The following is a 23,371-nucleotide window of genomic DNA, read 5'->3' as shown; positions in this document are numbered from 1 at the left end:
TTTATTTGTTATTTTTCAATAATTTGCAGGTTCAAATTCTGCTTCTAAACTCCAATAAATTAAAGGAAACGGAATAATTTTTATGATTCTAAATACGCTCTCTTTAGTTAATTACAAAAATTTTGAAAGTCAGGTTTTTGAATTTGATTCAAAAATCAACTGCTTCGTTGGTGCTAATGGCATTGGAAAAACTAATGCTTTAGATGCAATCTATCATCTTGCTTTTGGAAAAAGTTACTTCAACCCAATTGCACTCCAAAACATAAAGCACGGCACAGAATTCTTTGTAGTAGACGGTAATTTCTTGAAGAATGAGCGCATTGAGAAAATTATAGTTTCGCTGAAACGTGGACAGAAAAAAATAATTAAGCGCAATGGAAAAGCCTATGATAAATTTAGTGATCATATTGGTTTTATTCCATTAGTCATTATTTCACCAGCAGATCGTGATCTCATTATTGAAGGAAGTGATACACGTCGTAAATTTATTGACAGTGTTATCTCTCAAAGTGATAAAGCTTATCTAACTGCTGTTATTGCCTACAATAAAGTATTATCACAACGTAATGCGCTTTTAAAATATTTTGCCCTCAACACTACTTTTAATGCTGATACACTCGCTGTTTATAATGATCAACTTAACGACTTTGGCCAGACAATTTTTAAAAAGCGTGATGAGTTTCTTAAAGTCTTTATACCTATTTTCAAGGAACGCTATGAAGCCATATCCCAAAGTAACGAAGCGATTGATTTAAAATATAAAAGTGATCTTTTTAATGGTGAGCTTATTAGTCTTCTTGAAAACAATCTCAACAAAGACAAAGCGTTGCAGTATACAAGTGTTGGCATTCATAAAGACGACCTCACTTTTTTAATTGATGATTTTCCAATTAAGAAATTTGGAAGCCAATGACAACAAAAGTCTTTTCTTATTGCTCTAAAATTAGCACAATTCGATTTTATTAAGCAACAGAGTGGTGTTTCTCCAATACTCCTTCTTGATGATATTTTTGATAAGCTAGATGAAAATAGAGTGGCTCAAATTATTCAATTGGTTGACGATGATCATTTTGGCCAAATATTTATTAGTGACACTCATGCGGAGCGTACTGAAAATGTGGTCAAACAAATTCACAAATCCTATAAATTATTCAAATTATGAAGTACTATTTAGTAATGGTTTGTGCGTTTTTTTTATTAAGCTGTTCTCCCAATCCCGAAACCTATTTAGAGCACCTCCAAGGTTACTGGGAAATAAAAGAAGCGACCTTAGCTAATGGCACTAAAAAACAGTATAAGTTTAATGAAACTATAGACTACATAAAGATTAATGACAGTTTAAAAGGTTTTAGAAAAAAGCTAAAGCCAGGAATAAATGACACCTACTTTACTTCGGACAATGCTGAGACTTTAGTGATAAAAATTGAAAATGATAGTCTAAATATTTACTACAATACTCCTTATGCCAACTGGAAGGAAACCGTTTTAGAAGCTTCTCAGGAACAGCTTAAAATTAGCAACGCTAGTCAGGACATTTATATCTATAAACGCTATACTCCAATTAATCTCAGTGTGGACTAATTACCACTAAAATTTCACATTTTCTTATAAGGATTAATCATCTATTATAACGACCTTTGTAATAACTTATTCAAGGCCGTGGCAAAACGCAACAACGATAACAAACCAATTGAGGATATTCTAAAGGAATTTGTAAAAACCAACAACCTACAATCAGGATTAGATAAAGTAAATGTGCGTGAAGCTTGGATCAATCTAATGGGTAATGGAGTTAATAATTACACCACAGCAATTGAACTCAAACACGAGGTTCTATTTGTACAGCTTAGCTCGAGTGTCTTAAGAGAAGAATTGAGTTATGGCAACGAAAAGATTGTTAAAATGCTTAACGAATCTCTCGGAAAAGAGGTCGTTAAAAAGTTAGTGCTCAGATAGTATAGTTTCCTAAAGTTTTCCAAAACTTAAAGGCCATTCAGCTCTTAGATTGTATCTTTACAAAAAGCTATGATGAGACTATTTATTTTCCCTTTAATACTTGTATTTCAGTCGTCTATGTTGATATTTCAATTCAATTCCGATAGTAATATTGACAATTGGCGCATTTTAGATGATGTGGTCATGGGAGGACGTTCTAGTGGAGAATTCAAACTTAATGATCAAGGCATCGGAGAATATTCTGGCGATGTATCTCTAGAAAATAATGGTGGGTTTTCTTCATTACGTTATTATTTCGATAGCGTCAATTCTAAAGACTATAATAAATTTAAGCTTAAAATTAAAGGAGACGGCAAAACCTATCAATTCAGAGTAAAAGATAGACGCTATAATAGATATTCTTACATCTATAAGTTCGAAACTTCAGGCGAATGGCAAACTATTGAAATTCCATTCAGTGCTATGTACGCTTCCTTTAGAGGCTATCGTTTAGACATTCCAAATTTTAAAGGAGATCAAATGCAAGAGATCGCATTTTTAATAGGAAATAAGAAGAAAGAAAGCTTTAAACTACTTATAGAATCCATTAGTTTAGAATAATATTTGGTATTTTTAGGTTCTCATAATTTAGAGCTAATGAAATACGCTAAACTACTACTGTCTTTTGTATTAACAATAGGCATTTTTTTCGTTTTTAATACAAAGATTGGTTCCCTCCCACCTCTTGGCAAATTTTTGAATCCAACATCTGGCATCTGGCAAAATGAATCCAATGAGTCCATAACAGGAGAAATTGCGATTCCAGGGTTACAAGATAAGGTAACTGTTCATTACGATGAACTCATGATTCCGCATGTTTTTGCTCAAAACGAACACGATTTATATAAAGCACAAGGCTATTTAACCGCAAAACATCGTCTTTGGCAATTAGAATTTCAAACCTATGCAGCTGCAGGACGGTTATCTGAAATTGTTGGAGAAGCTGCTTTAAATTATGATAGGTCAGAACGACGACGAGGGATGGGGTATGGTGCAGACCAAGCCATAGCTTACATGCAAAAATACGATACAAAAACTTTGAGTTTTGTTCAAGACTATGCAGATGGAGTTAATGCTTACATAAATCAACTCGATCCTAAAGATTATCCTGTTGAATATAAATTACTCAACTATGAGCCTGAAGCATGGACTCCTAAAAAAACTGCTTTATTACTCATGTATATGACGAAGATGCTTGCTGGTAACGATGACGATTTAGAATTTACAAATGTTCTTCGACAAATAGGTGAAAAGAACTTTGAACTTCTATTTCCAGACTTTTTTGATATTACAGATCCAGTTATTCCCAAAGAAACAGATTGGAGCTTTATTGATGTACCGCAAACAGAATTGCCTGCTAGCAGAAAAGCAATTTTAGATACTATAGCAGAGACTATTACAAAACCTCACCCAGACAATGGTAGTAATAACTGGGCTGTTTCTAGTGCAAAATCTACAACAGGAAATCCGATCCTAGCAAATGATCCTCATTTAGGACTTTACTTACCTTCTATTTGGTTTGTAATGCAATTAAGTACACCAAATCATAAAGCCTTTGGCGCAACAATTCCTGGAGCACTAAGCATTATTTCTGGTTTTAACGAACATATAGCTTGGGGAGAAACCAATGCTACAAGAGACGTTATAGATTGGTATAAAATAGAGTTTAATGACGATAGAAGGCAATATAAATATGATGGAGGCTGGAAAGATGTTACCTTTAGAGTCGAAGACATTAAAATTAGAGGAAAAGAAAGTTATAAAGACACTGTACTTTACACGCATCACGGACCTGTAGTTTATGATAAGAACTTTATGTCCGACAACGGACGGTCGGGTTATGCCATGCGATGGATTGGACATGATGGCGGAAATAATCAACGTACCTTTATTGAGCTTAACAAAGCAAAAAACTACGATGAATATGTAAATGCTTTGCAATATTGGAATGCCCCTGCTCAGAATTTTGTTTTTGCCAGTACTCAAGGGGATATTGCCTTATGGATTCAAGGAAAGTTTGCTAACAAATGGGAAGGACAAGGAAAATTTTTAATGGACGGCAGCAATCCTGAAAACGATTGGCAGTCGTACATTCCCCAAGAATTTAATGCGCATACTAAAAATCCAGAGCGTGGATTTGTAAGTTCTGCCAATCAGCATCCTGTAGATGAAAACTATCCGTATTTTGTTTTTAATGACGGCTATGAAACTTATAGAAATCGTGTTATTAATGATTTCTTTAACTCGAAGGAAAAATTTAGTATTGACGACTTTAAAAGGCTCCACAATAACAATTACAATTTAAAAGCCTCAGAGCTTGTACCTTACATGTTAGAACATATGGATACAGCATCATTAACTGAAAATGAAAAGGTTGTTTATAATGAAATAAAAGCATGGAAATTTAATAACGATATAGACGAAGTAGGTCCAAGTATTTGGAGACAATGGTATGGGAAGTTATACAATTTACTTTGGGATGAATTTGACAATGAAGAAACAGCATTAATGGCCCCATACACCTATCAAACCATTCACCTTTTAAAAACTAATGGCAACCATGAGTTTATGGATATTCTTGAAACAGAAGACAAAGTAGAAACTGCTAAGGATTTATTTTTATTAGCCTTTAAAGAAGCTACTGCACGACTTCGAGAAATAAAGACTGAAAAAGGAGATTACAACTGGTTAACTTATAAAGCCACCTACGCTGGACATTTATTACAAGGGTTACCTGCTTTCTCTAGGTTTAATATTCCAATTGGTGGTGACCGCAGTATTGTGAATGCGACTTCTGAAAATCATGGCCCTTCTTGGAGAATGATTGTAGAAATGACGTCTCCACCAACGGCCATAGGTATATATCCAGGAGGTCAATCCGGAAATCCTGGCAGTAAATACTATGATAATTTTATTGATGATTGGGCCGCAGGTCATTACCACAGTTTCAATTTTATACAATCCGACGATCATACTGAAGGGGTCATCGGAACGCAAACCTTAATACCAGCCACAAATGAATAAGAATATTATCAATTTCATCAGTACCATAATTTTAGCAGTAGTTCTATCTATAGTTTTGCCTTGGTGGTCTGTAATGACCGCAGCTTTGGTAACATCTTTATTTATACCCCTAAAAAAAGCTGCTGTATTTGTAGTTCCTTTCCTTGCTATACTTAGCCTTTGGACCTTGCAGAGTTTTATGCTGAGCATAGGCAATGATTTTACCTTGGCTTCACGCATTTCAGAATTACTATATCTTGGTGGCAGCCCATATACTTTGTTATTAGTAACAGGTATCACTGGTGGCCTTGCAGCAGGAATAGCGGCAGTTCTTGGAAAACAAATTGTCCTCGTTTCTCAAAAGTAAATGAGAAACTCATCAATTTTGTCTCAGTGAAGTGTTTACCATTATCTGTTATGAAAACATAGATTCTGTTCTATGCCATTTTTCCCCAAACATATTTTATCGATTTTGGGGAGAATAATAAAGTTAAAATAGACATTTATGATTTAACTCATACAGCGGGGTAAAACGATTAAACTTTAAGCTAAAAAGTCTTGTCATTCGCTAAAGAGAAAGCCAAATCAATTAGCCTTGAGCCATAGAGAATCTATTCTTCTCTACAAGAGTTTTCGTCGTAAAAACAGAAAAAGCAACGTTAGAATTTAGAAAAGGATTTAGTTAATTTTTATAAGATAAAAAGTATATTTAACCTATAAATAAGTTTCTATGAACCCATCAGCTAATGGCTGGATAAAAAAACTACTTCTTGAGATTGCAGAGGTTTCTTATGCTGATATTGAAACCAGTACATTTTATTCTAAACTTAAGAAAACAGGGTTTATTTACGGCAGTAATGTAGGGGTTATCCTAGACTTTGCTAAAACATTTGACTATACAGAAGAGGAACGTTGCAAGATTAACTTATTGGTAAGTTATTCTTTTATACATCAAAAATTGGCTTGCACAGAAGTTCTTTCTGAGAGCTTAATTGCTTACTACAAAGCCATTAGCAACCAGAAACGTTCTTTTTTTGAAGAACTTTTCGGTGATAAATCTTCAGACAGTTTACTAGAGAAGATGATTCATAAACGTATTAATATTGACGATAATGTCATCACTAAAAATTTCAATTACTTTTTAATCAATGCGCTTTTATTTGTAGATATACTTGGCTACCAGCGCTACTTAAAGAATAAAAAAAACATAAGAAATTACGTTATTGATTTAGAATCCGCTCTTGAAACAATTGTATTTACAGCTATTGATGTTAAGTCTAATAAAACCAAATACGATTATAACTTAATTCGTTTGTTTGAGGATTCTGTGAGACATAAAAACTCAAGATTACCTACCTGTGAAGATGCCATTGGTTTTATTTCTGAACCTTTAGAAAAACTTTATCTAATCGACTTAGTTTGTATGGCGTCCTGGAGTGATAAGGTCATCGATGAGGAGGAACGTGAATTTTTAAACCGACTCCAATCGGATCTTGAATTGAACAATAACGATATTGCTAGCGCCGTTGACGATATAAATAGCTTCTACAACATTCATAAAGATCATGTTGCATTTTTGAGCTCAAAAAATTTAGCGCAAAGCTTTTATAATAATAGTAGTAAAATCGTTTCAAAGCTAATTAAACGCAATAGCAAACGTCTTATTCGTGAGCTATCTGAAAGTAAGGAAGCTATGGCATTATTGGCAAAATCTACACAACGTAATTTAACCGATGAAGAACAAAAGAAAATTCAGACCCAACTATTAGATATTTTCAAATCCATACCAAGTCTGGCAATTTTTATGCTACCTGGTGGTATGTTGTTAGTACCACTTTTCGTAAAATTTATTCCAAAACTCTTACCTTCTGCCTTTGATGACAACCGCATTGAAGAGGATTAGTGAAATATTTGAACTATTCTAGCCAATTTTTAAAGTCCTTAACTCGTTCTCTAGCAACTATAATTTCTTGCTCATTAAAGTGGTTCAGCTTAATCTGAAGTCTAGAATTGGTATAACTAATAATGTCTTTAATGGCATTAATATTTACATAAAACTTTCTGCTAATTCGGAAAAATACATCTGGTTCGAGCTCATCTTCTAATTGATCCAAAGTTAAATCTAAAAGATAATTCCGCCCTTCTACAGTATGAGCATAAGTGCCCTTATTTTCGCTAAAAATACATTCAATATCTTCAATATTTATCAATTTAAGATGTTGTCCAACCTTTACGGAAAAACGTTTCTTGTATTCGCGCTCAATGGGGTTGACGAGAAGTTTTTTAATATCATTAAAGTCTAATGTAACCGACTGACTTTGGTGAGTTCTATTTTTAAATTTATCGACTGCAGCCTTAAGATCATCCTCATCAATTGGTTTTAATAAATAATCAATACTGTTTAGCTTGAACGCCTGCAAAGCATATTCATCATAAGCCGTAGTAAATATTACTGCTGAATTTATATCTATTACTTCAAAAATCTCAAAAGATAAACCATCGCTAAGCTGTATATCTAAGAAAATTAAATCTGGATGCTCATTATTTTGAAACCAATTTATAGACTCTTCAACAGAATGAAGCATTGTTTCTGCTTCGACATTTAGAGATTTAAGCATACGCTGTAATCGTCTTGCTGATGGTTTTTCGTCTTCTATTATAAGTACATTCATTGACGTTATTAATTTATCTTATTCCCAAAGTTGTCTTTCTGACTCATCCTTTTGGCTAAACTCGCTCATTTTTCTCTGCTCCCAACTTTTGCTAAATACTTTACTTTCTTTAAATGCTATAAAACCATGGATTAAAATAAAAGCGGTCCAAGCCACAATAATGCTTAAATTAAGACTGATAATATTATCCTTATAAGGTCCTTCCTCGATGATTATAAAATTATAAAGTATTAATACTATACAAATAAGGTATAATGCTAAATGTAAGTAGAAAGTTTTTATCCGTCTTACTTTCTTCCTAGCATTTGCCTTAAGTTGTTCTTCTTTTAATTTGGTCATAACTATTATCTTTTTACTACTTTACCATCCTTCCAGACTGTTATTATTTGATTCATTTGCTTGATATCGTTAGTTACATCTCCATCTAATAAAATTAAATCGGCCCTATAACCAGCTATTACATAACCTCGATCTTCTAAGCCAAATGCATCTGCAACATTGCTTGTACCTGCTTTTAATACCTCAATAGTAGACATTCCAGACTCATTTAAAAGTTGAAGTTCTTGATATAAATCTGTTCCGAAGTTGATGCCAACATTAGGCGGATCTGTTCCTGCTAAAATCGGAACACCATTATCAAACAATTTTTTTACCTGGGCAAACAATTTTTCTTTTGTTAACAACTTTGCCTCGTCCAAGTTCATGGCATCAAAAGCTTTAATTGTTGTTAATAATGTAGGTATAACGAAAAATGTCTTTTTCTCTAACAACTTGTCTAATTGATCTTTCTTTATTTCTTTATCCCACCAAATATGAACTATTCCATCTGCATCATGACTTAATACATTAATCGCATCTGCTAACCGACTTACATGCACAACAGCCATTCTATCTGCTAAATGTGCTTCTTTTATTAGTGCTGCAACCGTTTCAGACGATAAGGTGTTCCGCCAAGGCTCCACGATAATTTTAATATAGTCAACATTTGCTTCAACGCGATCAGTAATAAATTTTTTAGCGTCTTCAGGCTTGTTTAAAGTTGGTACCGGAAATCCAAATTGCGTACCATGACCCTCTGGTGCAGTTGCGGCGTAACCTGCCACAAAATATCTTGCATAATTGGTTGAATCTTTTAATTGTCGCATCATACTTTGATACGTTTCCACACCATGCATATCCATAACATTTAAAACTCCTGCTTTGGCAGCTTGAGATAAAGATTGAGGTGCCCAAGCATGCACATGCGCATTTGATAACGCAGGAATTAGTGTTTTTCCATTGCCATCAATTATTTGGTCTTTGCCAGACGTATGGATATTAATAGCAACTTCGACAATAGTGCCATTATCAACTTTTACTGAAGTGCGTTCTATAACCTTTTCTCCATCAAACAATTTTACATCTTTAATTACAAAACTATTCTGAGCCGAAGCAATGACAAATGAAAATAAGATGAATAGAAAAAGTAATTTTTTCATAATTATAGTGCTTTACTAATCCCAGTTCTGGCGTTCACGATCCATAAACTCCTCTACTTTACGTTTCTCCCAATCTTTTCCAAAGAAGAAATCGGTTCCAAATACACCTAAGAAATGAAATAACAATCCTATTCCCCAAAACGTTGCTGTGGCATAAGGGCCAAATCCATCAAAACCTGCATTGACTCCAATTAGGATGATTAAAAACACATTAACAACAACATACACTGCAAAGTGCCAATAAAAGCCTATAAGAGAGTCCACCTTCTTCTTTGCTCGCATGTAAGCTTCTTCTTTTCTAAAATCTGAAAATTCGTCTTTATCCTTGTAGGGTTCTAAACTATATTTATCCATAATCTTCTATTTTGAGTCGTCTGACAATTCTTTATTCATATATTCTTGTATTTTTCGCTCTTCCCACCCTTGGCCATACTTAAAAGAAATAAAATGTAGAATTAAAAATATTCCCCAAATTACCCATGAGCTAAGGACATCAATAGTCTTTAATTCATTTGTAAAAGTATCCCAACTGTTCAAATCGTTCCAAACTTTAACAGCTGTTATAGCTATGTTTACCAATATGTAAATTGCAAAGTGCGAATAAAATCCTTTCTCTTTATCAACTTTATTTTTGGCTCTTATATATTTTAAATTTGATTCTTGATTTTTCATAACAATACCTATTAATTCCAACGATTACGCTCGTCATCTTGTCTCATATATTCCTCAATCTTTTTCTTTTCCCAGTTGGCGCCAAAGGCTCCATTATCTACATACACACGGTAGGCTTGTATTATTAAACTTATACCCCAACCTAACATTGGAAACCAAAACCATTGTATGGTATGTCTCGAAAATTGATACCAAATAAATACTAAAAATGGTATGACTAAGCAATATGAAATTAAACTATAATAGAACGCCTTAAGTTCTTCAACCCTGTTACGGGCTCTAACGTAATCGTCATTAAGACGCGTTTGTGATTTTTGTGTTGTTCTCATGATTGATATTTGTTTTGTGAGCATTGGAATTGCAACTGCAAAATCCGTATCTCTTTGATTGATGTAAACTTTTCGTTGTGTGAGTAAGTTGTAGCGCTGTTTAATATTTTCTAATCCTACGCCACTACTCTTCTTAACGATTTGTTTTGGTTGAAGATTATTCATCACTACGAGATGATTTCCATCTTCATAAATTTTAATATGCAAAGGCTTATTAGAGGTTACCATGTTATGCTTTACTGCATTTTCTAATAATAATTGCAATGACAAGGGCACAACTTTACTTTCAGGGTTTGAGGCTTTATCTGGAATTTCAAATATGATACTATCTTCAAATCTCATTTTTAAAAGTGACATATAAGTCCGTGCAAATTTAAGTTCCTCGTCTACTGTTATAAGTTCCTTGCTTTTTTGCTCTAAGACATACCTATAAACCTTTGACAAACCGGTGGTAAACTTTTGAGCACTATCTGGGTTCTCCTCTATTAGACTTGTTAATACATTTAAGCTATTAAATAAAAAATGTGGATCTAATTGATTCTTTAAAGCATCAAATTTAGCACTTGCAGCACCTGCTATTACCTTCTGCTCTTTAACCTTATTTCTCTGGTAACGGTTATAGAAATAAGCGATATAGAAAATAGACAGTATACTTAATGTTACCCAAAGACCAAATGAGTAACCACTCCATCCATCGTTTTCTATAAAGGTTCTAAATGACTGTCCATAAATTAGAACAAGTATTAAAATTCGTAGTATAAAAATTGTTGTCAGTGTAATAACAGTTGCACCACAAATTCCGTAAACAATACGTTTAAGAACATCGTAACTACTTAATTTTAGTCTTTTTACAAACTGAAAATACACGGTGTTGACATAACTTAATACAAAGGTATACAGCTGTGTGAAACCAAAGTCAATAAAATATAAGCTGGTATTTTCATAGCGTACTTCATTCTCTATTAACAAAATGCGTACCGCATAGATCACACATCCTATTAAAAATACTACAACTAAACTTTTAACTGACTTAATCATTTTAACCTTCTAATGGATTATTATTTACAAGATTCTACAACTTGTTCTGCACGATCTTTTCCCCAATTTGGATGAAAATTGGTCTCTGCCTTAAAGGTATCAAAAAGTTCTAATGCTGTTTCTAATTGTTTACAATAAGGAGCCGTATCTTGTCCAAAATACTTTGCACTGCCCATTGCCCATTCCGTTTTGCAGAATACCGCTCTTGGATTATCAGGATCAAGTTGCGCTGCTCTCTCATATAACTCAGAGATTTTAGCAGCATATTTCATACCGTAGGTCATACCATCAAACGCTACCCAATTGGTGTAAATCTGTGCTTGCATTACTACTAATTCCGCATTCTCTTCTGTTTTACTTAAGGCAATATCCAAATGCTCTTGTGCTTTTTCTAATTGTGCTTTTAAAATAACCTCATCCTTAATATTCCAGCTTTTTAAACTGTTCATTTGAGCTATGTAATAGTCTGGTAGCCACTCTTCGCTTTCCGCCTTCGCAATGCGCTCAAAGATATTTTCTGCATCCTCCCATTTATCCGATTCCCAAAGCTCAAATGCTTTAGTCATTCCTTTTTCAAAATTACTTTGTGCTTGTGTTATTCCCGTAACGACTAATAAGAGTATAATCATTAGATTTTTCATTGTATTTGTTTTAAAAAGTTATTGTTATTAATGTATCCGATTCAAGTTTAAACTTTGCATCCTCCCATTTCGGTGGCCCCATAAATCCTTTGGCATTATTTGAGCAGGCGTAATCTTCTTTAGGAATTCCAATAAAGTTGCTATCCAGCTTATTATTACTATTTTCATCATGAAATAAGGACACAGCATAAATTCCCTTTGGTATATTTTCGAATGTGACTTGGCAAGCATTATTTTTAATTTTACTTACAATACCTTTATAAGTGTTTTCTAAAAAGTCAGATTCTTTATCATAAAGCGCAATAAGAATTTGCCCATTATTATTGTCTACATCCTCTACATTTACTGTAAGATTAAATGTTTTTTGAGCATTATTCTTTAATGGTAAAAAGCTTATGATAATGACTAGTGCAATTTTTACTAATGTTCCCATGTTTTATTTGTTTGATACAAATATCTGACAGAACTCTATTTTTTTAAAATGGTATTGACCGAATCGTCATTTTTTGATGACGAATTGTAAGCTTTTCAAAATCCTTTAGAAAAAGACGTAACATATAGCATGCTTTGACTACATATCAAAACACTAAACTTGTAAATCCAATCAAACATGCAATCGAAAATACTATCCATTGTTCTGATCTTATTCATAAGCCTATCCTTTTCGCAAACAGACAAACGTCTTAAAGGCATAGAAAAACAATTTAATTTAATTTTAGAATCGACAAAAACACCTGGTTTTGCTGTAGCTATTGTAGAAGGAGACAACGTTATTTATGCCAATGGCTTTGGATATGCCGACTATGAAAATAAAATTGCAGTTGATGCAAACACCTTGTTTGCTATTGGATCTTCGACTAAAGCCTTTACTTCTGCCTTACTGGGAATTTTAAGAGAAGATAATAAATTATCTTTTGACGATAGTCCTTTACAATATATTCCCGGACTAAAGTTTTATAATAATGATATGAATAATAACATAATCATTAAAGATTTAATGCGACATAGCACAGGTTTACCAAGACATGATGGCGCCTGGTATTTATTTTCAAGCCACAATAAAGATTCACTCGTATCACGTATACAATATCAAGAACCATTTACGGGAGTGCGCCAAGCATGGTACTATAACAACTTTGGTTTTTTATTACAAGGAGTCATTACAGAAAAACTAACCGGAGTAACATGGGAAAAGAATATAGAAGATAGGTTCTTTAAGCCTTTAGGTATGCATCGTTCAAAAACCAAAATAGGTGGCATGAAAAATAGCAAAAATACTGCTTACGGCTATCGTTTAAATGATGATAGAAATTTGGTAAAAATGGACTATTACGATATCGCAGGCATGTCTCCTGCAGGTAGCATAAATAGTAGTGTTAATGACATGACCAACTGGTTAAAATTATGGATTAACAACGGAAAATTTGGGGAAGAGCAAATCATTCCTGAAAATTATGTTAAGGAGGCTATAAGCTCACAAATGGTTGTAGCCGGTGGTTTACCAAGTGAAGAATTACCTAATGTACTATATGCCAATTATGGCTATGGATGGTTCTTACATTCATACAAAGGCCATTATATGGTAGAACATGGTGGTAATATCGATGGATTTTCGGCCAGTGTGGCATTTTATCCAACAGATAACCTCGGCATTGTTGTATTAACTAATCAAAATGGTTCGGCCGTACCAAGTCTCATTAGAAATATTGCAGCAGATCACATGTTAAATGTAGATAAAACCGATTGGGCCAAGAAGCATAAAGAAGACCTTGAGAAAGCGCTTAAAGCTCAAGAAGAAATGGAGGATACTGACCAAAGTTCTAATGTTAAGAATACCAGACCATCACATATCCTTTTGGACTACACAGGAACTTATGAAAACAAAGGCTATGGCAAGTTTGATGTGATTTTAGAGAGTGATAGTTTATTTGCTACGCTTAATGGTAAGAAAATCTATTTTAATCATTTTCATTATGATACCTTCGAGTTAATCGACTATTCTGAGGGCAAAGCAGACACCACACAAATTGGCAAATCATTGAAAGTAAGCTTCACCACAAATGTAGCTGGTGATATTGACTATATAAAAACAGACATAGAACCAATGACCGATGCCATTGCCTTTAAACGTACGCCCAATACTATAAATGTTGATGCAGACACTTTAGAACAGTATGTAGGTAAATATGATTTAATGGGTACTGAAATAAAAGCCTATGTAAAGGATCAGAAGGTACTTTATGTATTTGTTCCTGGGCAACCGGAATACGAGCTTGTACCAATAGCCGAACACAAATTCAATTTTAAAATATTGGAAGGATTTAAGGTTGAATTTATTCAAACTGATGGTAATATTGATCAGGTAAAGTTTATACAACCCAATGGAACGTTTGTTGGAAACCGTAAAGCAGAATAATATAGAATAAAAAAACCATCCGGTCGGATGGTTTTATATTTTGTTTATAACAACGTTCTTAGAACATTTCTCTTCCAGCAAAATGGAATGCACCTTCAATAGCTGCATTATCGTCACTATCACTACCGTGTACTGCATTTTCACCTATAGATGCTGCATATAACTTACGAATAGTACCTTCTGCTGCATCAGCAGGGTTAGTTGCACCAATTAAGGTTCTAAAATCTTCAACAGCATTATCCTTTTCTAAGATTGCTGCAACGATTGGTCCTCGCGTCATGTATTCTACTAATTCTGGAAAGAATGGACGCTCTTTGTGGATTGCATAAAATTCTTGAGCGTCAGCAGCAGTCATTTGCGTTAACTTCATCGCTACAATTCTGAATCCTGAAGCTGTAATTTTTTCTATAATTGCGCCAACGTGTCCTTTTTCAACCGCGTCTGGCTTTAACATTGTAAATGTTCTATTAGTTGCCATTATGTATTTTTTTTAATTGTGGTGCAAAAGTAACCTATTTATTTAATTTATCAAGTCAGCAATTTTAATAATTCTTTATCATTTCAATTGTCTTAAATCAAGATCTTGGATTATAAAAAATTGTATCTTCGTCAACTATGAATAAGACCCAATTGAAAGAATTAAAAACGGTTTTGAGTCAGGCTCAAAACATTGTAATTGTTCCACACAAAAATCCTGATGGTGATGCTATGGGTTCTACACTTGCGCTTAATCACTATTTATCAGAACTAGGTCATGATGCAAATGTTATTGTACCGAATGATTATCCAAATTTTTTAAAGTGGTTGCCTGGAGATGATAGTGTTTTAATTTTTGAAAATGATCAAGATAAAGCTGAAGGATTAATTCATGAAGCCAGCCTGATATTTACTCTAGATTTTAATGCTCTACATCGTGCTGGTGAAATGTTAAATTCATTGGAAGCATCAACTGCTACAAAGATTATGATAGATCATCATCAACAACCTGATGATTATGCAAAATACATGTATTCTGATGTGAGTATGTCATCGACATGCGAAATGGTTTATAATTTCATAGAACAATTAGGTGATCTGGAAAAGGTAAACAGTGATATTGCGACTTGTCTTTACACTGGTATTATGACAGATACTGGATCATTCAGATTTCCGTCTACCACTAGCAGAACCCATGATGTTGTAAGTCAACTCATAGCCAAAGGGGCTAACAATTCTGAAATACATAATAAAGTTTTTGACACTAACCGTTACAGCCGTCTTCAGCTTTTGGGTAGAGCAATGCAAAATCTCAAAGTGATTCCAGAATTGTTTACATCATATATTACCTTATCTCAAGATGAGTTGGATGAATTCAATTTTAAGAAAGGAGATACGGAAGGCTTTGTCAATTACGGATTATCACTCAAAGGCATTGTGTTTGCGGCTATATTTATTGAAAATAAACAAGACGATATTATTAAAATCTCCTTGAGAAGTAAAGGTGAGTTTTCCGTTAATGAATTTTCAAGAGCGCATTTTAATGGTGGTGGTCATACCAATGCCGCTGGCGGACGCAGTCATGAGAGTTTAGAAGCTACAGTTGATAAATTTATTAGTATATTACCACAGTATAAAGAACAATTGTCCCCAAAACAATAAAATATTCAAAATGAAGAACCTACTACTCATATTTGCTTTGTTTCTGATTTGCTTAAGTTGTAAATCACCAGAAGCTAGACTTCCAGAAACGGTGCAATCTGGTTCTTTCTTAAAAGAATCTGCAGAACGAAATAGAAAACTTAACGAGCAAGAAAAATTATTGATTCAAGATATCATTAAGAATAATCCTGAACGAGAATACATTGCCTCAGAAAGTGGTTTTTGGTATTCTTATAAAACCAAAGGCGACAATAAAAACATACAACCTGATTTTGGTGACATCATTGATTTTGAATACAATGTCTCTGATCTCAATGGCAGAGAAATTTATACCAAAGAAAAAAAGACTTACGTTATGGACAAACAGGAATTGTTCACTGGTTTAAGAGAAGGTCTTAAACTTATGAATCCAGGAGACCATATTACGTTTATCTTTCCATCTCAAAAAGCATACGGTTATTATGGAGATGATAATAAAATAGGAACAAATGTTCCGCTAATTTGCGAAGTAACACTAAATACAATAACTCAAGAAAATGATTAAAAAAACACTTACAGCCATCGTTGTATTACTTGTATTGGTAAATATTTCTTGCCAAGAAAAATATCCAGAATTAGAGGACGGACTTTATGCTGAAATCGAAACCTCTAAAGGTACTATGTTAGCTAAATTATTCTATGATAAGGTCCCAGTTACTGTGGCCAACTTCGTAGCACTTGCAGAAGGGAACCATCCAATGGCGGCAGAACAGTATCAAGGTAAACCGTTCTACGATAGTTTAACCTTCCATCGCGTTATGGATAAGTTTATGATTCAAGGTGGAGATCCCCAAGGCGATGGTCGCGGTACTCCTGGCTATCGGTTTGCTGCTGATTTTAGTCCAGAATTAAAACATGACAAGCCTGGTATTTTATCTATGGCAAATGCTGGAGGCATTAATACTAACGGAAGTCAATTCTTTATAACAGAAGCACCATATACAAGAGGAAATTTCTTTGATACAAATGGTAATTTGAAACCTTGCGATCAGCCTAGAGTAAGCTGTCACTCAGTTTTCGGAGAATTAGTAAAAGGGTTAGAGGTTCAGGATTCAATTTCTAATGTAGAAGTTGTTAATCCTAGAGCGCGAAATCATAAGCCCGTTGAAGATGTATACATTACTAAAGTAACCATCATAAGAAAAGGTAAGGAGGCAACGTTCTTTGATGCACCAAAAGTATTTGAAGAAGAAATGCCAAAAGTCGAAGAAACATTCAGATCAATACGGGATGAAGCTAAGAAAAAGGCCGAAGATTTAGCTAAGAAAGCTAAAGAAGATTGGTTAAAGAAAAATGAATCCTTAGACGGCAGACGTATTGATTCGCCAACTGGAATGGCTATGATATTTACTCACGAGAGTGATGGTGTAAAACCTACTTCAGCACAGCGTGTAAATATAGACTGCGCAGGTTATTTTGAAGATGGTACCTTATTCTGGACCACTTGGAAAGAAATAGCTGAAAAAAATGGAAAATATGACGAGCGTCAAGACAAAGCCGGCCAGTATAAAGCATTTACAATGCCGTATAATCAAAGTGCGACTTTGGTGGCAGGGTTTAGGGAAGCTATGCTAAATATGAAGGTTGGTGATAAAGCACGCGTATTTATTCCTTACTATCTGGGATATGGGGAAGCAGGCAGAGCACCATTAATTCCTGCAAGAACTAACTTAGTTTTTGATATTGAAATTGCAAGTATTGCTGAATAAGCAAATTGAAATAAACTGAAAAGGCTGCCTATGAGCAGCCTTTTTTTATGCCTTAGGAATGTTCTTTAAAATCTCTAGAACAAATTCCCAGTATTTTTGGACCGAAGAAATTTGAGCACGTTCATCAGGCGAATGAGCACCCTTAATATTAGGACCAAAACTAATCATATCCAAATCAGGATAATTCTGACCAAGAATACCGCATTCTAACCCTGCATGACAAGCTGCAACATGAGGTTTTTCACCATTATTTAATCGTTCATAAATAGGAACCATAACTTTTAAAATGGCCGAGTTCATATTAGGCGCCCATCCTGGATAGTCACCTGAAAATTCCACCTCACAACCCGCAAGTTCAAAGGTTGATTTTAAAACATTAGCCAGATCCATTTTAGATGTCTCAACCGAGCTTCGTGTTAAACATCCTACTTTAATATTACCATCTTTCACGACTACACGAGCCATATTATTAGAGGTCTCTACCAAGTCTGGTATATCAGCACTCATGCGATAAACACCGTTGTGTGCTGCATAAAGGGCTTTTACTATTAATTCCTGAACATCCTGCGTCATCACATGTATTGGTAACTCAACTTTATTAAATACCACCTGTAATTCAGGTTCCATCGTTTTATATTCTTTCTTAATAGTCTCTGACAATGCATTGAATACATTAAGAAAACGGTCCTCTTTGTTTGATCTAACGACAACGGTAGCTCCACTTTCTCTGGGAATTGCATTACGTAAACTACCTCCATCAATTTCAGAAATTCTGATATCTTCTAAAACTGCAAATAAGAGACGATTCATAATTTTATTGGCATTACCTAAGCCTTCATGAATCTGCATTCCAGAATGACCTCCTTGAAGTCCTTTGACTTCTATTTTAAAAGCAGATAATTCTTTAGAAGACAATTGTTCTTGATTATATGAACGTGTTGCTGTAATGTCTAAACCACCTGCACAACCTACTCCAATTTCATCATCTTCTTCGGTATCTAAATTTAAAAGGATATCACCCTTTAAAAGACCACCCTTTAAGCCCATGGCACCAGTCATACCAGTTTCTTCATCGATAGTAAATAAGGCTTCTAAATCTGGATGTGCTATTGTATCACTTTCAAGTATGGCCATGATCGTTGCTACTCCTAAACCATTATCAGCACCTAAAGTCGTACCTTTTGCCTTTACCCAATCGTCTTCAACATACATTTCAATGCCTTGAGTATCGAAATCAAAAACGGTATCGTTATTCTTTTGGTGTACCATGTCTAAATGCGATTGCATTACGATTGGTTTTCGATCTTCCAAACCTTTAGTAGCCGGTTTTCTAATAATTACATTACCTACCGCATCTTCAATAGTTTCTAAACCCAATTTTTCACCAAAATCTTTCATAAATTTTATAACGCGTTCCTCTTTTTTAGAAGGACGCGGAACTGCATTTAAATCTGCAAATTTATTCCAAAGTACTTTTGGTTCTAGGGCTCTTATCGCTTGACTCATATCTTAATTTTTAACGCTTACAAAGGTAACCAAACTAAAACTATTTTCTATTTTTGATTCATGATGAAAAACAAAAAATTAGTCATCACTTTATTTCTGATTGTTCAGATTTTAATCACGTCTATTCTTAAAAATTATCCTGAATTTGTCGAACAATATTACAGTAATGGTGTTTATGTTTTTATTTCAAAGTTAATGCGTTATAGCTTTGGATGGCTACCTATTTCCATTGGAGATATGCTCTACACTTTAGCAAGTGTTTATATCGTTAGATGGTTCATAGTTAATAGAAAACGAATAATAAAAGATACTATTCATTGGCTATTAGATATTGGCGCAGTGCTATCTTTAGGATATTTTGCTTTTCATCTTTTATGGGCTTATAATTATTACAGACAACCACTTTACCATTCGTTAAAATTAGATTCTGAATATACTACTGAAGAACTCTTAAGTTTCACAAAGCGTCTTATTGAAAAATCAAATGCAGTTCACTCAAAATTAGCAGCAAATGATTCTACTAAAGTAGAAATGCCATTTTCAAAATCTGAAATACTTAAAAAAGTGAACAATGGCTATGATAATTTAGCCCAAGTTCATCCACAATTTTACTACAGCCCAAAAAGTATTAAAACGTCCATTTACAGTTTACCACTTACATATATGGGATTTTCTGGCTATCTAAATCCATTTACTAATGAAGCTCAGGTTGATGGTATGATTCCAACCTATAAATTCCCAAGTACCTCTTGTCATGAGATAGCCCACCAAATCGGGTATGCAGCTGAAAACGAGGCGAATTTCATTGGGAGTTTAGCTGCAATACATAATGACGATCCTTATTTTCAGTATTCTGGCTATACTTTTGGATTACGTCATTGTCTTGTTGAAATTTTTAGAAGGGATAAGGACACCTATTATCAAACTCTCGAAGGTGTTAATAAAGGAATCCTAAAAAATTACCAAGAGGTAGATATCTTTTGGAAGTCTTATACCAATCCTTTGGAACCAGTTTTTGAAAAAACATACGATGCGTTTTTAAAATCGAATAACCAATCTGCTGGTATGAGTAGTTATAGTTATGTGGTGGCACTTCTGGTAAACTATTATGAAAATAGATCCTTATAAAACGTTAAATTCGTCACTTAGCGATTTCATTATTATTGTTTATTCATATCTTTATTGAGACAAACAAATCAACTAATTTATGACGAAAACACTATTTCGACTGCTCATTTTTATGTGCAGTTTTTCGCTATTTGCACAAGATTACTTTCCTAGCAATACTGGGGTAAAAGCAAATAATTCCAATTACACGGCATTCACCAATGCAACAATTCACGTAACACCAACAGAAACGATAGAAAATGCCACACTTTTAATAAAAAATGGTAAAGTGGTCAGTGTTGGAACATCTGTTAGTATTCCAAAAAACACCACTAAGATTGACCTAACTGGTAAAAGTATATATCCATCTTTTATAGATATCTATACCACGTTTGGTGTTAAGAAACCAGAACGTGGAGGCAATGGTCCGCGCTATGGCGCGAGCCGAAGTGGTTTTTATTGGAATGACCATATTATGCCTGAACAAGACGTGATGGCAAGTTTTAAATATGATAGTAAAACAGCCTCTCAAATGCACCAACTCGGATTTGGTGTTGTAAATACACATATGCCCGATGGTATTGCACGTGGAACAGGTGCACTAATTGCACTTAATAATGACGCTGACAATTCAAAACGTGTTGTTGATGGCGAAACAACACAGCATTTTTCATTTAGCAAGAGTGTAACATCTCGTCAAGCTTACCCTTCTTCAATTATGGGAAGTATGGCCTTACTGAGACAAATGTATAACGATGCCAATTGGTATGCCGATGGTAATGTAGACACTAAAGATTTAGCACTTGAGGCATTGAATGGCAATAAGAACTTATTACAGATTTTTGAAGCAGGAAGTAGAGCTAATTTAATGCGTGCTGATAAAGTTGGTGACGTCTCTAACGTACAGTATACTATTGTTGGAGGTGGCGATGAATATGAGCGTATCAATGAAGTTAAGGGTACTAATGCAACCATTATTTTGCCAATTGATTTTAGATTAGCCTATGATGTAGATAATGCCTTATTAGCATCTACCCTATCCTTAAGTGATATGCGTGCTTGGAACCAAGAACCTCATAATCCGAGACTATTAGCTGAGAATGAAATTAATTTTGCATTGACAACGCACGGTTTAAAGTCTAAAAAATCATTCAAGTCTAATTTAATGAAAGCCATAGAACGTGGGCTTTCAAAACAAAAAGCACTTGAAGCTTTAACAACTATACCTGCTGGATTACTTGGTAAGTCTGACCTTTTAGGAACACTTAAATCTGGTAGCTATGCCAACTTCTTAATTACTTCAGGTGATATTTTTGATAAAAAGACAAAGTTGTTTGAAAATTGGGTACAAGGCACACCTCATATCATTACCGATATGAATGTAAGAGATATTGATGGTGACTATACCTTTAAGTTGAGAGGTAACGACTACAAGCTTGCAATTACAGGAAGTACATCAAAACCAAACGCCAAATTAGAAAGTGGTTCTAATAGCTTAGGCACTAAGATGAATTATGCAGACGATTGGATTAATCTCACTTTTAAAACGGCAGATAGTTTAAAAAAGGAATTTATTAGAGTTGTTGCCAATGCAGCAAATGGCAACAGCCTTGATGGTAAAGCTATACTTCCAAATGGTAATGAGTTACCATTTTATGCAAACAAAATCCAAAAGGAATCTGATAAAAAAATGAAAGATAAAAAGGATATGGCCTCTAAAGCAACGGATGCTTTTATGAGTCCCATTACGTATCCTAACCTAGCATTTGGTTTTGATGAAAAACCAAAATCAGAAACCTTACTATTTAAAAATGCTACGGTTTGGACCAATGAAAGTGATGGTATTCTTGAAAATACGGATGTATTAATTAAAGATGGAAAGATTGCTAAGATTGGTAAAGACCTTTCAGACAGAAAGGCCAAGGTTATAGATGCTACAGGAAAACACATTACTGCAGGTATTGTAGATGAGCACTCGCATATTGCAGCTGCATCGATTAATGAAGGAGGTCACAATTCTTCTGCAGAGGTCACCATAGAAGATGTAATCGATGATGAAGACATTGATATCTATCGTAACCTTGCAGGTGGCGTAACATCTATTCAGATATTACATGGTTCTGCTAACCCAATTGGAGGACGTTCGGCCATTATAAAACTAAAATGGGGAGAATCAGCAGATGATTTGGTGTATGATAACTCTCCTAAGTTTATCAAGTTTGCTTTAGGTGAAAATGTTAAGCAATCAAGATCCAATAGAAACGAGCGTTTCCCTCAGTCAAGAATGGGTGTAGAACAAGTATTTATGGACTACTTCTCTAGAGCAAAAGCCTATGATGATGCTAAGAAAAATGGTAAGCCTTATCGCAAGGATGCTGAAATGGAAGTGTTAGCTGAAATTTTAAATAAAGAGCGTTTTATTTCTTGCCATTCTTATGTTCAAAGTGAGATTAATATGTTAATGAAGGTTGCTGAAAAGTTCAACTTTAACATCAACACCTTCACACATATTTTAGAAGGCTACAAAGTTGCCGATAAGATGAAAGATCATGGTGCTGGTGGCTCCACATTTAGCGATTGGTGGGCCTACAAGTATGAGGTAAATGACGCTATACCATACAACGCAGCAATTATGCATAATGCAGGTGTTGTGGTTGCTATAAATAGTGACGACGCAGAAATGTCTCGTCGTTTAAATCAAGAAGCAGCTAAGTCCGTAAAATACGGTGGTGTCAGCGAAGAGGACGCCTTAAAGTTTGTGACGTTGAATCCTGCGAAACTCTTGCATCTAGACGATCGCGTTGGTAGCTTAAAAGTTGGTAAAGATGCTGATGTTGTTTTATGGTCTGACCATCCATTATCAATTTACGCAAAAGCTGAAAAAACAATTATTGAAGGGATCACTTACTTCGACATTGAAAAAGATAAGCAAATGCGCGAAGCCATTAAGAAAGAAAAAAGTGAGCTTGTGCGATTAATGCTTGAGGATAAAAACAAAGGTCTTAAGACACAGCCAATCAAAAAGAAAGAGAAAGAGCTATTGCATTGCGATTCTATGGACAATGAACATTCAACTCATAATCACAACTAAAATTTAAATCAAATGAAAATACTAAATAGAATAAATA

Annotated in this window: 22 protein-coding genes and 1 pseudogene; 13 read left to right on the top strand and 10 right to left on the bottom strand. The window is 34.4% G+C overall.

Going from position 1 to position 23,371, the window contains the following annotated elements:
- Window positions 1-82 precede the first annotated feature (82 nt).
- From recF to HRU49_RS04495, 7 genes and pseudogenes are all read left to right on the top strand, one after another.
- Window positions 83-1,162, top strand: a pseudogene (gene recF, locus HRU49_RS04525) (DNA replication and repair protein RecF).
- Window positions 1,159-1,581, top strand: coding sequence for a lipocalin family protein (locus HRU49_RS04520; RefSeq protein ID WP_296354596.1), 423 nt, complete (start codon window positions 1,159-1,161; stop codon window positions 1,579-1,581). Before recF ends, HRU49_RS04520 begins: the two are co-directional and overlap by 4 nt.
- Before the next feature lie 78 nt (window positions 1,582-1,659).
- Window positions 1,660-1,956, top strand: a complete 297-nt coding sequence (locus tag HRU49_RS04515) for a DUF721 domain-containing protein (protein WP_296354594.1) — start codon at window positions 1,660-1,662, stop codon at window positions 1,954-1,956.
- A 69-nt stretch (window positions 1,957-2,025) separates the two neighbouring features.
- Window positions 2,026-2,556: a CIA30 family protein gene (locus HRU49_RS04510; RefSeq protein WP_296354592.1), complete on the top strand. Its 531-nt coding sequence runs from the start codon at window positions 2,026-2,028 to the stop codon at window positions 2,554-2,556.
- A 135-nt stretch (window positions 2,557-2,691) separates the two neighbouring features.
- The gene (locus HRU49_RS04505) at window positions 2,692-5,019 is read left to right on the top strand and encodes a penicillin acylase family protein (protein WP_296354591.1); all 2,328 of its coding nucleotides are present in this window, start codon (window positions 2,692-2,694) and stop codon (window positions 5,017-5,019) included.
- On the top strand, window positions 5,012-5,365 hold the full coding sequence (locus tag HRU49_RS04500) for a hypothetical protein (protein WP_296354589.1): 354 nt from the start codon (window positions 5,012-5,014) through the stop codon (window positions 5,363-5,365). The genes HRU49_RS04505 and HRU49_RS04500 overlap by 8 nt, the downstream gene beginning before the upstream one ends.
- Window positions 5,366-5,728: 363 nt before the next feature.
- Window positions 5,729-6,901: an LETM1-related biofilm-associated protein gene (locus tag HRU49_RS04495; RefSeq protein WP_296354586.1), complete on the top strand. Its 1,173-nt coding sequence runs from the start codon at window positions 5,729-5,731 to the stop codon at window positions 6,899-6,901.
- 13 nt (window positions 6,902-6,914) lie between these two features.
- Here HRU49_RS04495 and HRU49_RS04490 read toward each other — a convergent pair whose 3' ends face one another.
- Genes HRU49_RS04490 through HRU49_RS04455 form a run of 8 tightly spaced genes read right to left on the bottom strand, consistent with a single transcriptional unit; the run spans window position 6,915 to window position 12,261 of the window.
- Entirely contained in the window at window positions 6,915-7,670 is a 756-nt protein-coding gene (locus tag HRU49_RS04490) for a LytTR family DNA-binding domain-containing protein (RefSeq protein WP_296354584.1), read from the bottom strand.
- A gap of 18 nt (window positions 7,671-7,688) precedes the next feature.
- Window positions 7,689-8,009: a 2TM domain-containing protein gene (locus HRU49_RS04485; protein WP_296354581.1), complete on the bottom strand. Its 321-nt coding sequence runs from the start codon at window positions 8,007-8,009 to the stop codon at window positions 7,689-7,691.
- Window positions 8,010-8,014: 5 nt separating this feature from the next.
- Entirely contained in the window at window positions 8,015-9,148 is a 1,134-nt protein-coding gene (locus HRU49_RS04480; protein ID WP_296354579.1) for an amidohydrolase family protein, read from the bottom strand.
- A 15-nt stretch (window positions 9,149-9,163) separates the two neighbouring features.
- A complete protein-coding gene (locus tag HRU49_RS04475) occupies window positions 9,164-9,502 on the bottom strand; it encodes a 2TM domain-containing protein (protein WP_296354577.1) in 339 nt (112 codons plus the stop codon).
- A gap of 6 nt (window positions 9,503-9,508) precedes the next feature.
- Window positions 9,509-9,820 carry a 2TM domain-containing protein gene (locus HRU49_RS04470; protein ID WP_296354576.1) on the bottom strand — a complete coding sequence of 104 codons (312 nt, stop codon included), beginning with the start codon at window positions 9,818-9,820 and terminating at the stop codon, window positions 9,509-9,511.
- An 11-nt stretch (window positions 9,821-9,831) separates the two neighbouring features.
- Window positions 9,832-11,187 carry a histidine kinase gene (locus HRU49_RS04465; protein ID WP_296354574.1) on the bottom strand — a complete coding sequence of 452 codons (1,356 nt, stop codon included), beginning with the start codon at window positions 11,185-11,187 and terminating at the stop codon, window positions 9,832-9,834.
- A 20-nt stretch (window positions 11,188-11,207) separates the two neighbouring features.
- Window positions 11,208-11,828 carry a hypothetical protein gene (locus HRU49_RS04460; RefSeq protein ID WP_296354572.1) on the bottom strand — a complete coding sequence of 207 codons (621 nt, stop codon included), beginning with the start codon at window positions 11,826-11,828 and terminating at the stop codon, window positions 11,208-11,210.
- Window positions 11,829-11,838: 10 nt separating this feature from the next.
- Window positions 11,839-12,261 (bottom strand): DUF2141 domain-containing protein, encoded by a 423-nt coding sequence (locus HRU49_RS04455; RefSeq protein ID WP_296354570.1) that lies wholly within the window; start codon window positions 12,259-12,261, stop codon window positions 11,839-11,841.
- 177 nt (window positions 12,262-12,438) lie between these two features.
- Here HRU49_RS04455 and HRU49_RS04450 point away from each other — a divergent pair, with 177 nt between their 5' ends.
- Window positions 12,439-14,244 (top strand): serine hydrolase, encoded by a 1,806-nt coding sequence (locus HRU49_RS04450; RefSeq protein WP_296354568.1) that lies wholly within the window; start codon window positions 12,439-12,441, stop codon window positions 14,242-14,244.
- 58 nt (window positions 14,245-14,302) lie between these two features.
- Here HRU49_RS04450 and HRU49_RS04445 read toward each other — a convergent pair whose 3' ends face one another.
- Window positions 14,303-14,722, bottom strand: coding sequence for a nucleoside-diphosphate kinase (locus HRU49_RS04445; protein ID WP_296354567.1), 420 nt, complete (start codon window positions 14,720-14,722; stop codon window positions 14,303-14,305).
- A gap of 137 nt (window positions 14,723-14,859) precedes the next feature.
- Between HRU49_RS04445 and HRU49_RS04440 the strand changes: the two genes are divergently transcribed.
- The 3 genes from HRU49_RS04440 to HRU49_RS04430 are packed head-to-tail and all read left to right on the top strand — an operon-like array spanning window position 14,860 to window position 17,630.
- A complete protein-coding gene (locus tag HRU49_RS04440; RefSeq protein ID WP_296354565.1) occupies window positions 14,860-15,882 on the top strand; it encodes a bifunctional oligoribonuclease/PAP phosphatase NrnA in 1,023 nt (340 codons plus the stop codon).
- A 10-nt stretch (window positions 15,883-15,892) separates the two neighbouring features.
- Window positions 15,893-16,426 (top strand): gliding motility-associated peptidyl-prolyl isomerase GldI, encoded by a 534-nt coding sequence (gene gldI / locus HRU49_RS04435; protein WP_296354564.1) that lies wholly within the window; start codon window positions 15,893-15,895, stop codon window positions 16,424-16,426.
- Window positions 16,419-17,630 carry a peptidylprolyl isomerase gene (locus HRU49_RS04430; protein ID WP_296354562.1) on the top strand — a complete coding sequence of 404 codons (1,212 nt, stop codon included), beginning with the start codon at window positions 16,419-16,421 and terminating at the stop codon, window positions 17,628-17,630. The genes gldI and HRU49_RS04430 overlap by 8 nt, the downstream gene beginning before the upstream one ends.
- Before the next feature lie 45 nt (window positions 17,631-17,675).
- Here HRU49_RS04430 and HRU49_RS04425 read toward each other — a convergent pair whose 3' ends face one another.
- Window positions 17,676-19,136 (bottom strand): aminoacyl-histidine dipeptidase, encoded by a 1,461-nt coding sequence (locus HRU49_RS04425; RefSeq protein ID WP_296354559.1) that lies wholly within the window; start codon window positions 19,134-19,136, stop codon window positions 17,676-17,678.
- A 60-nt stretch (window positions 19,137-19,196) separates the two neighbouring features.
- Between HRU49_RS04425 and HRU49_RS04420 the strand changes: the two genes are divergently transcribed.
- Complete coding sequence (locus HRU49_RS04420) at window positions 19,197-20,264, top strand: DUF3810 domain-containing protein (protein ID WP_296354557.1); 1,068 nt, start codon at window positions 19,197-19,199, stop codon at window positions 20,262-20,264.
- Between the two features lie 79 nt (window positions 20,265-20,343).
- A complete protein-coding gene (locus HRU49_RS04415; RefSeq protein ID WP_296354555.1) occupies window positions 20,344-23,334 on the top strand; it encodes an amidohydrolase family protein in 2,991 nt (996 codons plus the stop codon).
- Window positions 23,335-23,371: the final 37 nt, after the last annotated feature.

The sequence above is a fragment of the Winogradskyella sp. genome (assembly GCF_013213975.1).
Classification (GTDB): domain Bacteria; phylum Bacteroidota; class Bacteroidia; order Flavobacteriales; family Flavobacteriaceae; genus Winogradskyella.
This window is presented reverse-complemented; position numbering and strand designations above follow the sequence as displayed.

Bases quoted from the DNA above. Each gene is read 5' to 3' on its own strand.
- HRU49_RS04485 (WP_296354581.1), bottom strand. From the start codon at position 8,009: ATGACCAAATTAAAAGAAGAACAACTTAAGGCAAATGCTAGGAAGAAA.
- HRU49_RS04480 (WP_296354579.1), bottom strand. From the start codon at position 9,148: ATGAAAAAATTACTTTTTCTATTCATCTTATTTTCATTTGTCATTGCT.
- HRU49_RS04445 (WP_296354567.1), bottom strand. From the start codon at position 14,722: ATGGCAACTAATAGAACATTTACAATGTTAAAGCCAGACGCGGTTGAA.
- HRU49_RS04470 (WP_296354576.1), bottom strand. From the start codon at position 9,820: ATGAAAAATCAAGAATCAAATTTAAAATATATAAGAGCCAAAAATAAA.
- HRU49_RS04420 (WP_296354557.1), top strand. From the start codon at position 19,197: ATGATGAAAAACAAAAAATTAGTCATCACTTTATTTCTGATTGTTCAG.
- HRU49_RS04500 (WP_296354589.1), top strand. From the start codon at position 5,012: ATGAATAAGAATATTATCAATTTCATCAGTACCATAATTTTAGCAGTA.
- HRU49_RS04415 (WP_296354555.1), top strand. From the start codon at position 20,344: ATGACGAAAACACTATTTCGACTGCTCATTTTTATGTGCAGTTTTTCG.
- HRU49_RS04510 (WP_296354592.1), top strand. From the start codon at position 2,026: ATGATGAGACTATTTATTTTCCCTTTAATACTTGTATTTCAGTCGTCT.
- HRU49_RS04425 (WP_296354559.1), bottom strand. From the start codon at position 19,136: ATGAGTCAAGCGATAAGAGCCCTAGAACCAAAAGTACTTTGGAATAAA.
- HRU49_RS04460 (WP_296354572.1), bottom strand. From the start codon at position 11,828: ATGAAAAATCTAATGATTATACTCTTATTAGTCGTTACGGGAATAACA.
- gldI (WP_296354564.1), top strand. From the start codon at position 15,893: ATGAAGAACCTACTACTCATATTTGCTTTGTTTCTGATTTGCTTAAGT.
- HRU49_RS04430 (WP_296354562.1), top strand. From the start codon at position 16,419: ATGATTAAAAAAACACTTACAGCCATCGTTGTATTACTTGTATTGGTA.
- HRU49_RS04455 (WP_296354570.1), bottom strand. From the start codon at position 12,261: ATGGGAACATTAGTAAAAATTGCACTAGTCATTATCATAAGCTTTTTA.
- HRU49_RS04465 (WP_296354574.1), bottom strand. From the start codon at position 11,187: ATGATTAAGTCAGTTAAAAGTTTAGTTGTAGTATTTTTAATAGGATGT.
- HRU49_RS04475 (WP_296354577.1), bottom strand. From the start codon at position 9,502: ATGGATAAATATAGTTTAGAACCCTACAAGGATAAAGACGAATTTTCA.
- HRU49_RS04495 (WP_296354586.1), top strand. From the start codon at position 5,729: ATGAACCCATCAGCTAATGGCTGGATAAAAAAACTACTTCTTGAGATT.
- HRU49_RS04450 (WP_296354568.1), top strand. From the start codon at position 12,439: ATGCAATCGAAAATACTATCCATTGTTCTGATCTTATTCATAAGCCTA.
- HRU49_RS04490 (WP_296354584.1), bottom strand. From the start codon at position 7,670: ATGAATGTACTTATAATAGAAGACGAAAAACCATCAGCAAGACGATTA.
- HRU49_RS04520 (WP_296354596.1), top strand. From the start codon at position 1,159: ATGAAGTACTATTTAGTAATGGTTTGTGCGTTTTTTTTATTAAGCTGT.
- HRU49_RS04440 (WP_296354565.1), top strand. From the start codon at position 14,860: ATGAATAAGACCCAATTGAAAGAATTAAAAACGGTTTTGAGTCAGGCT.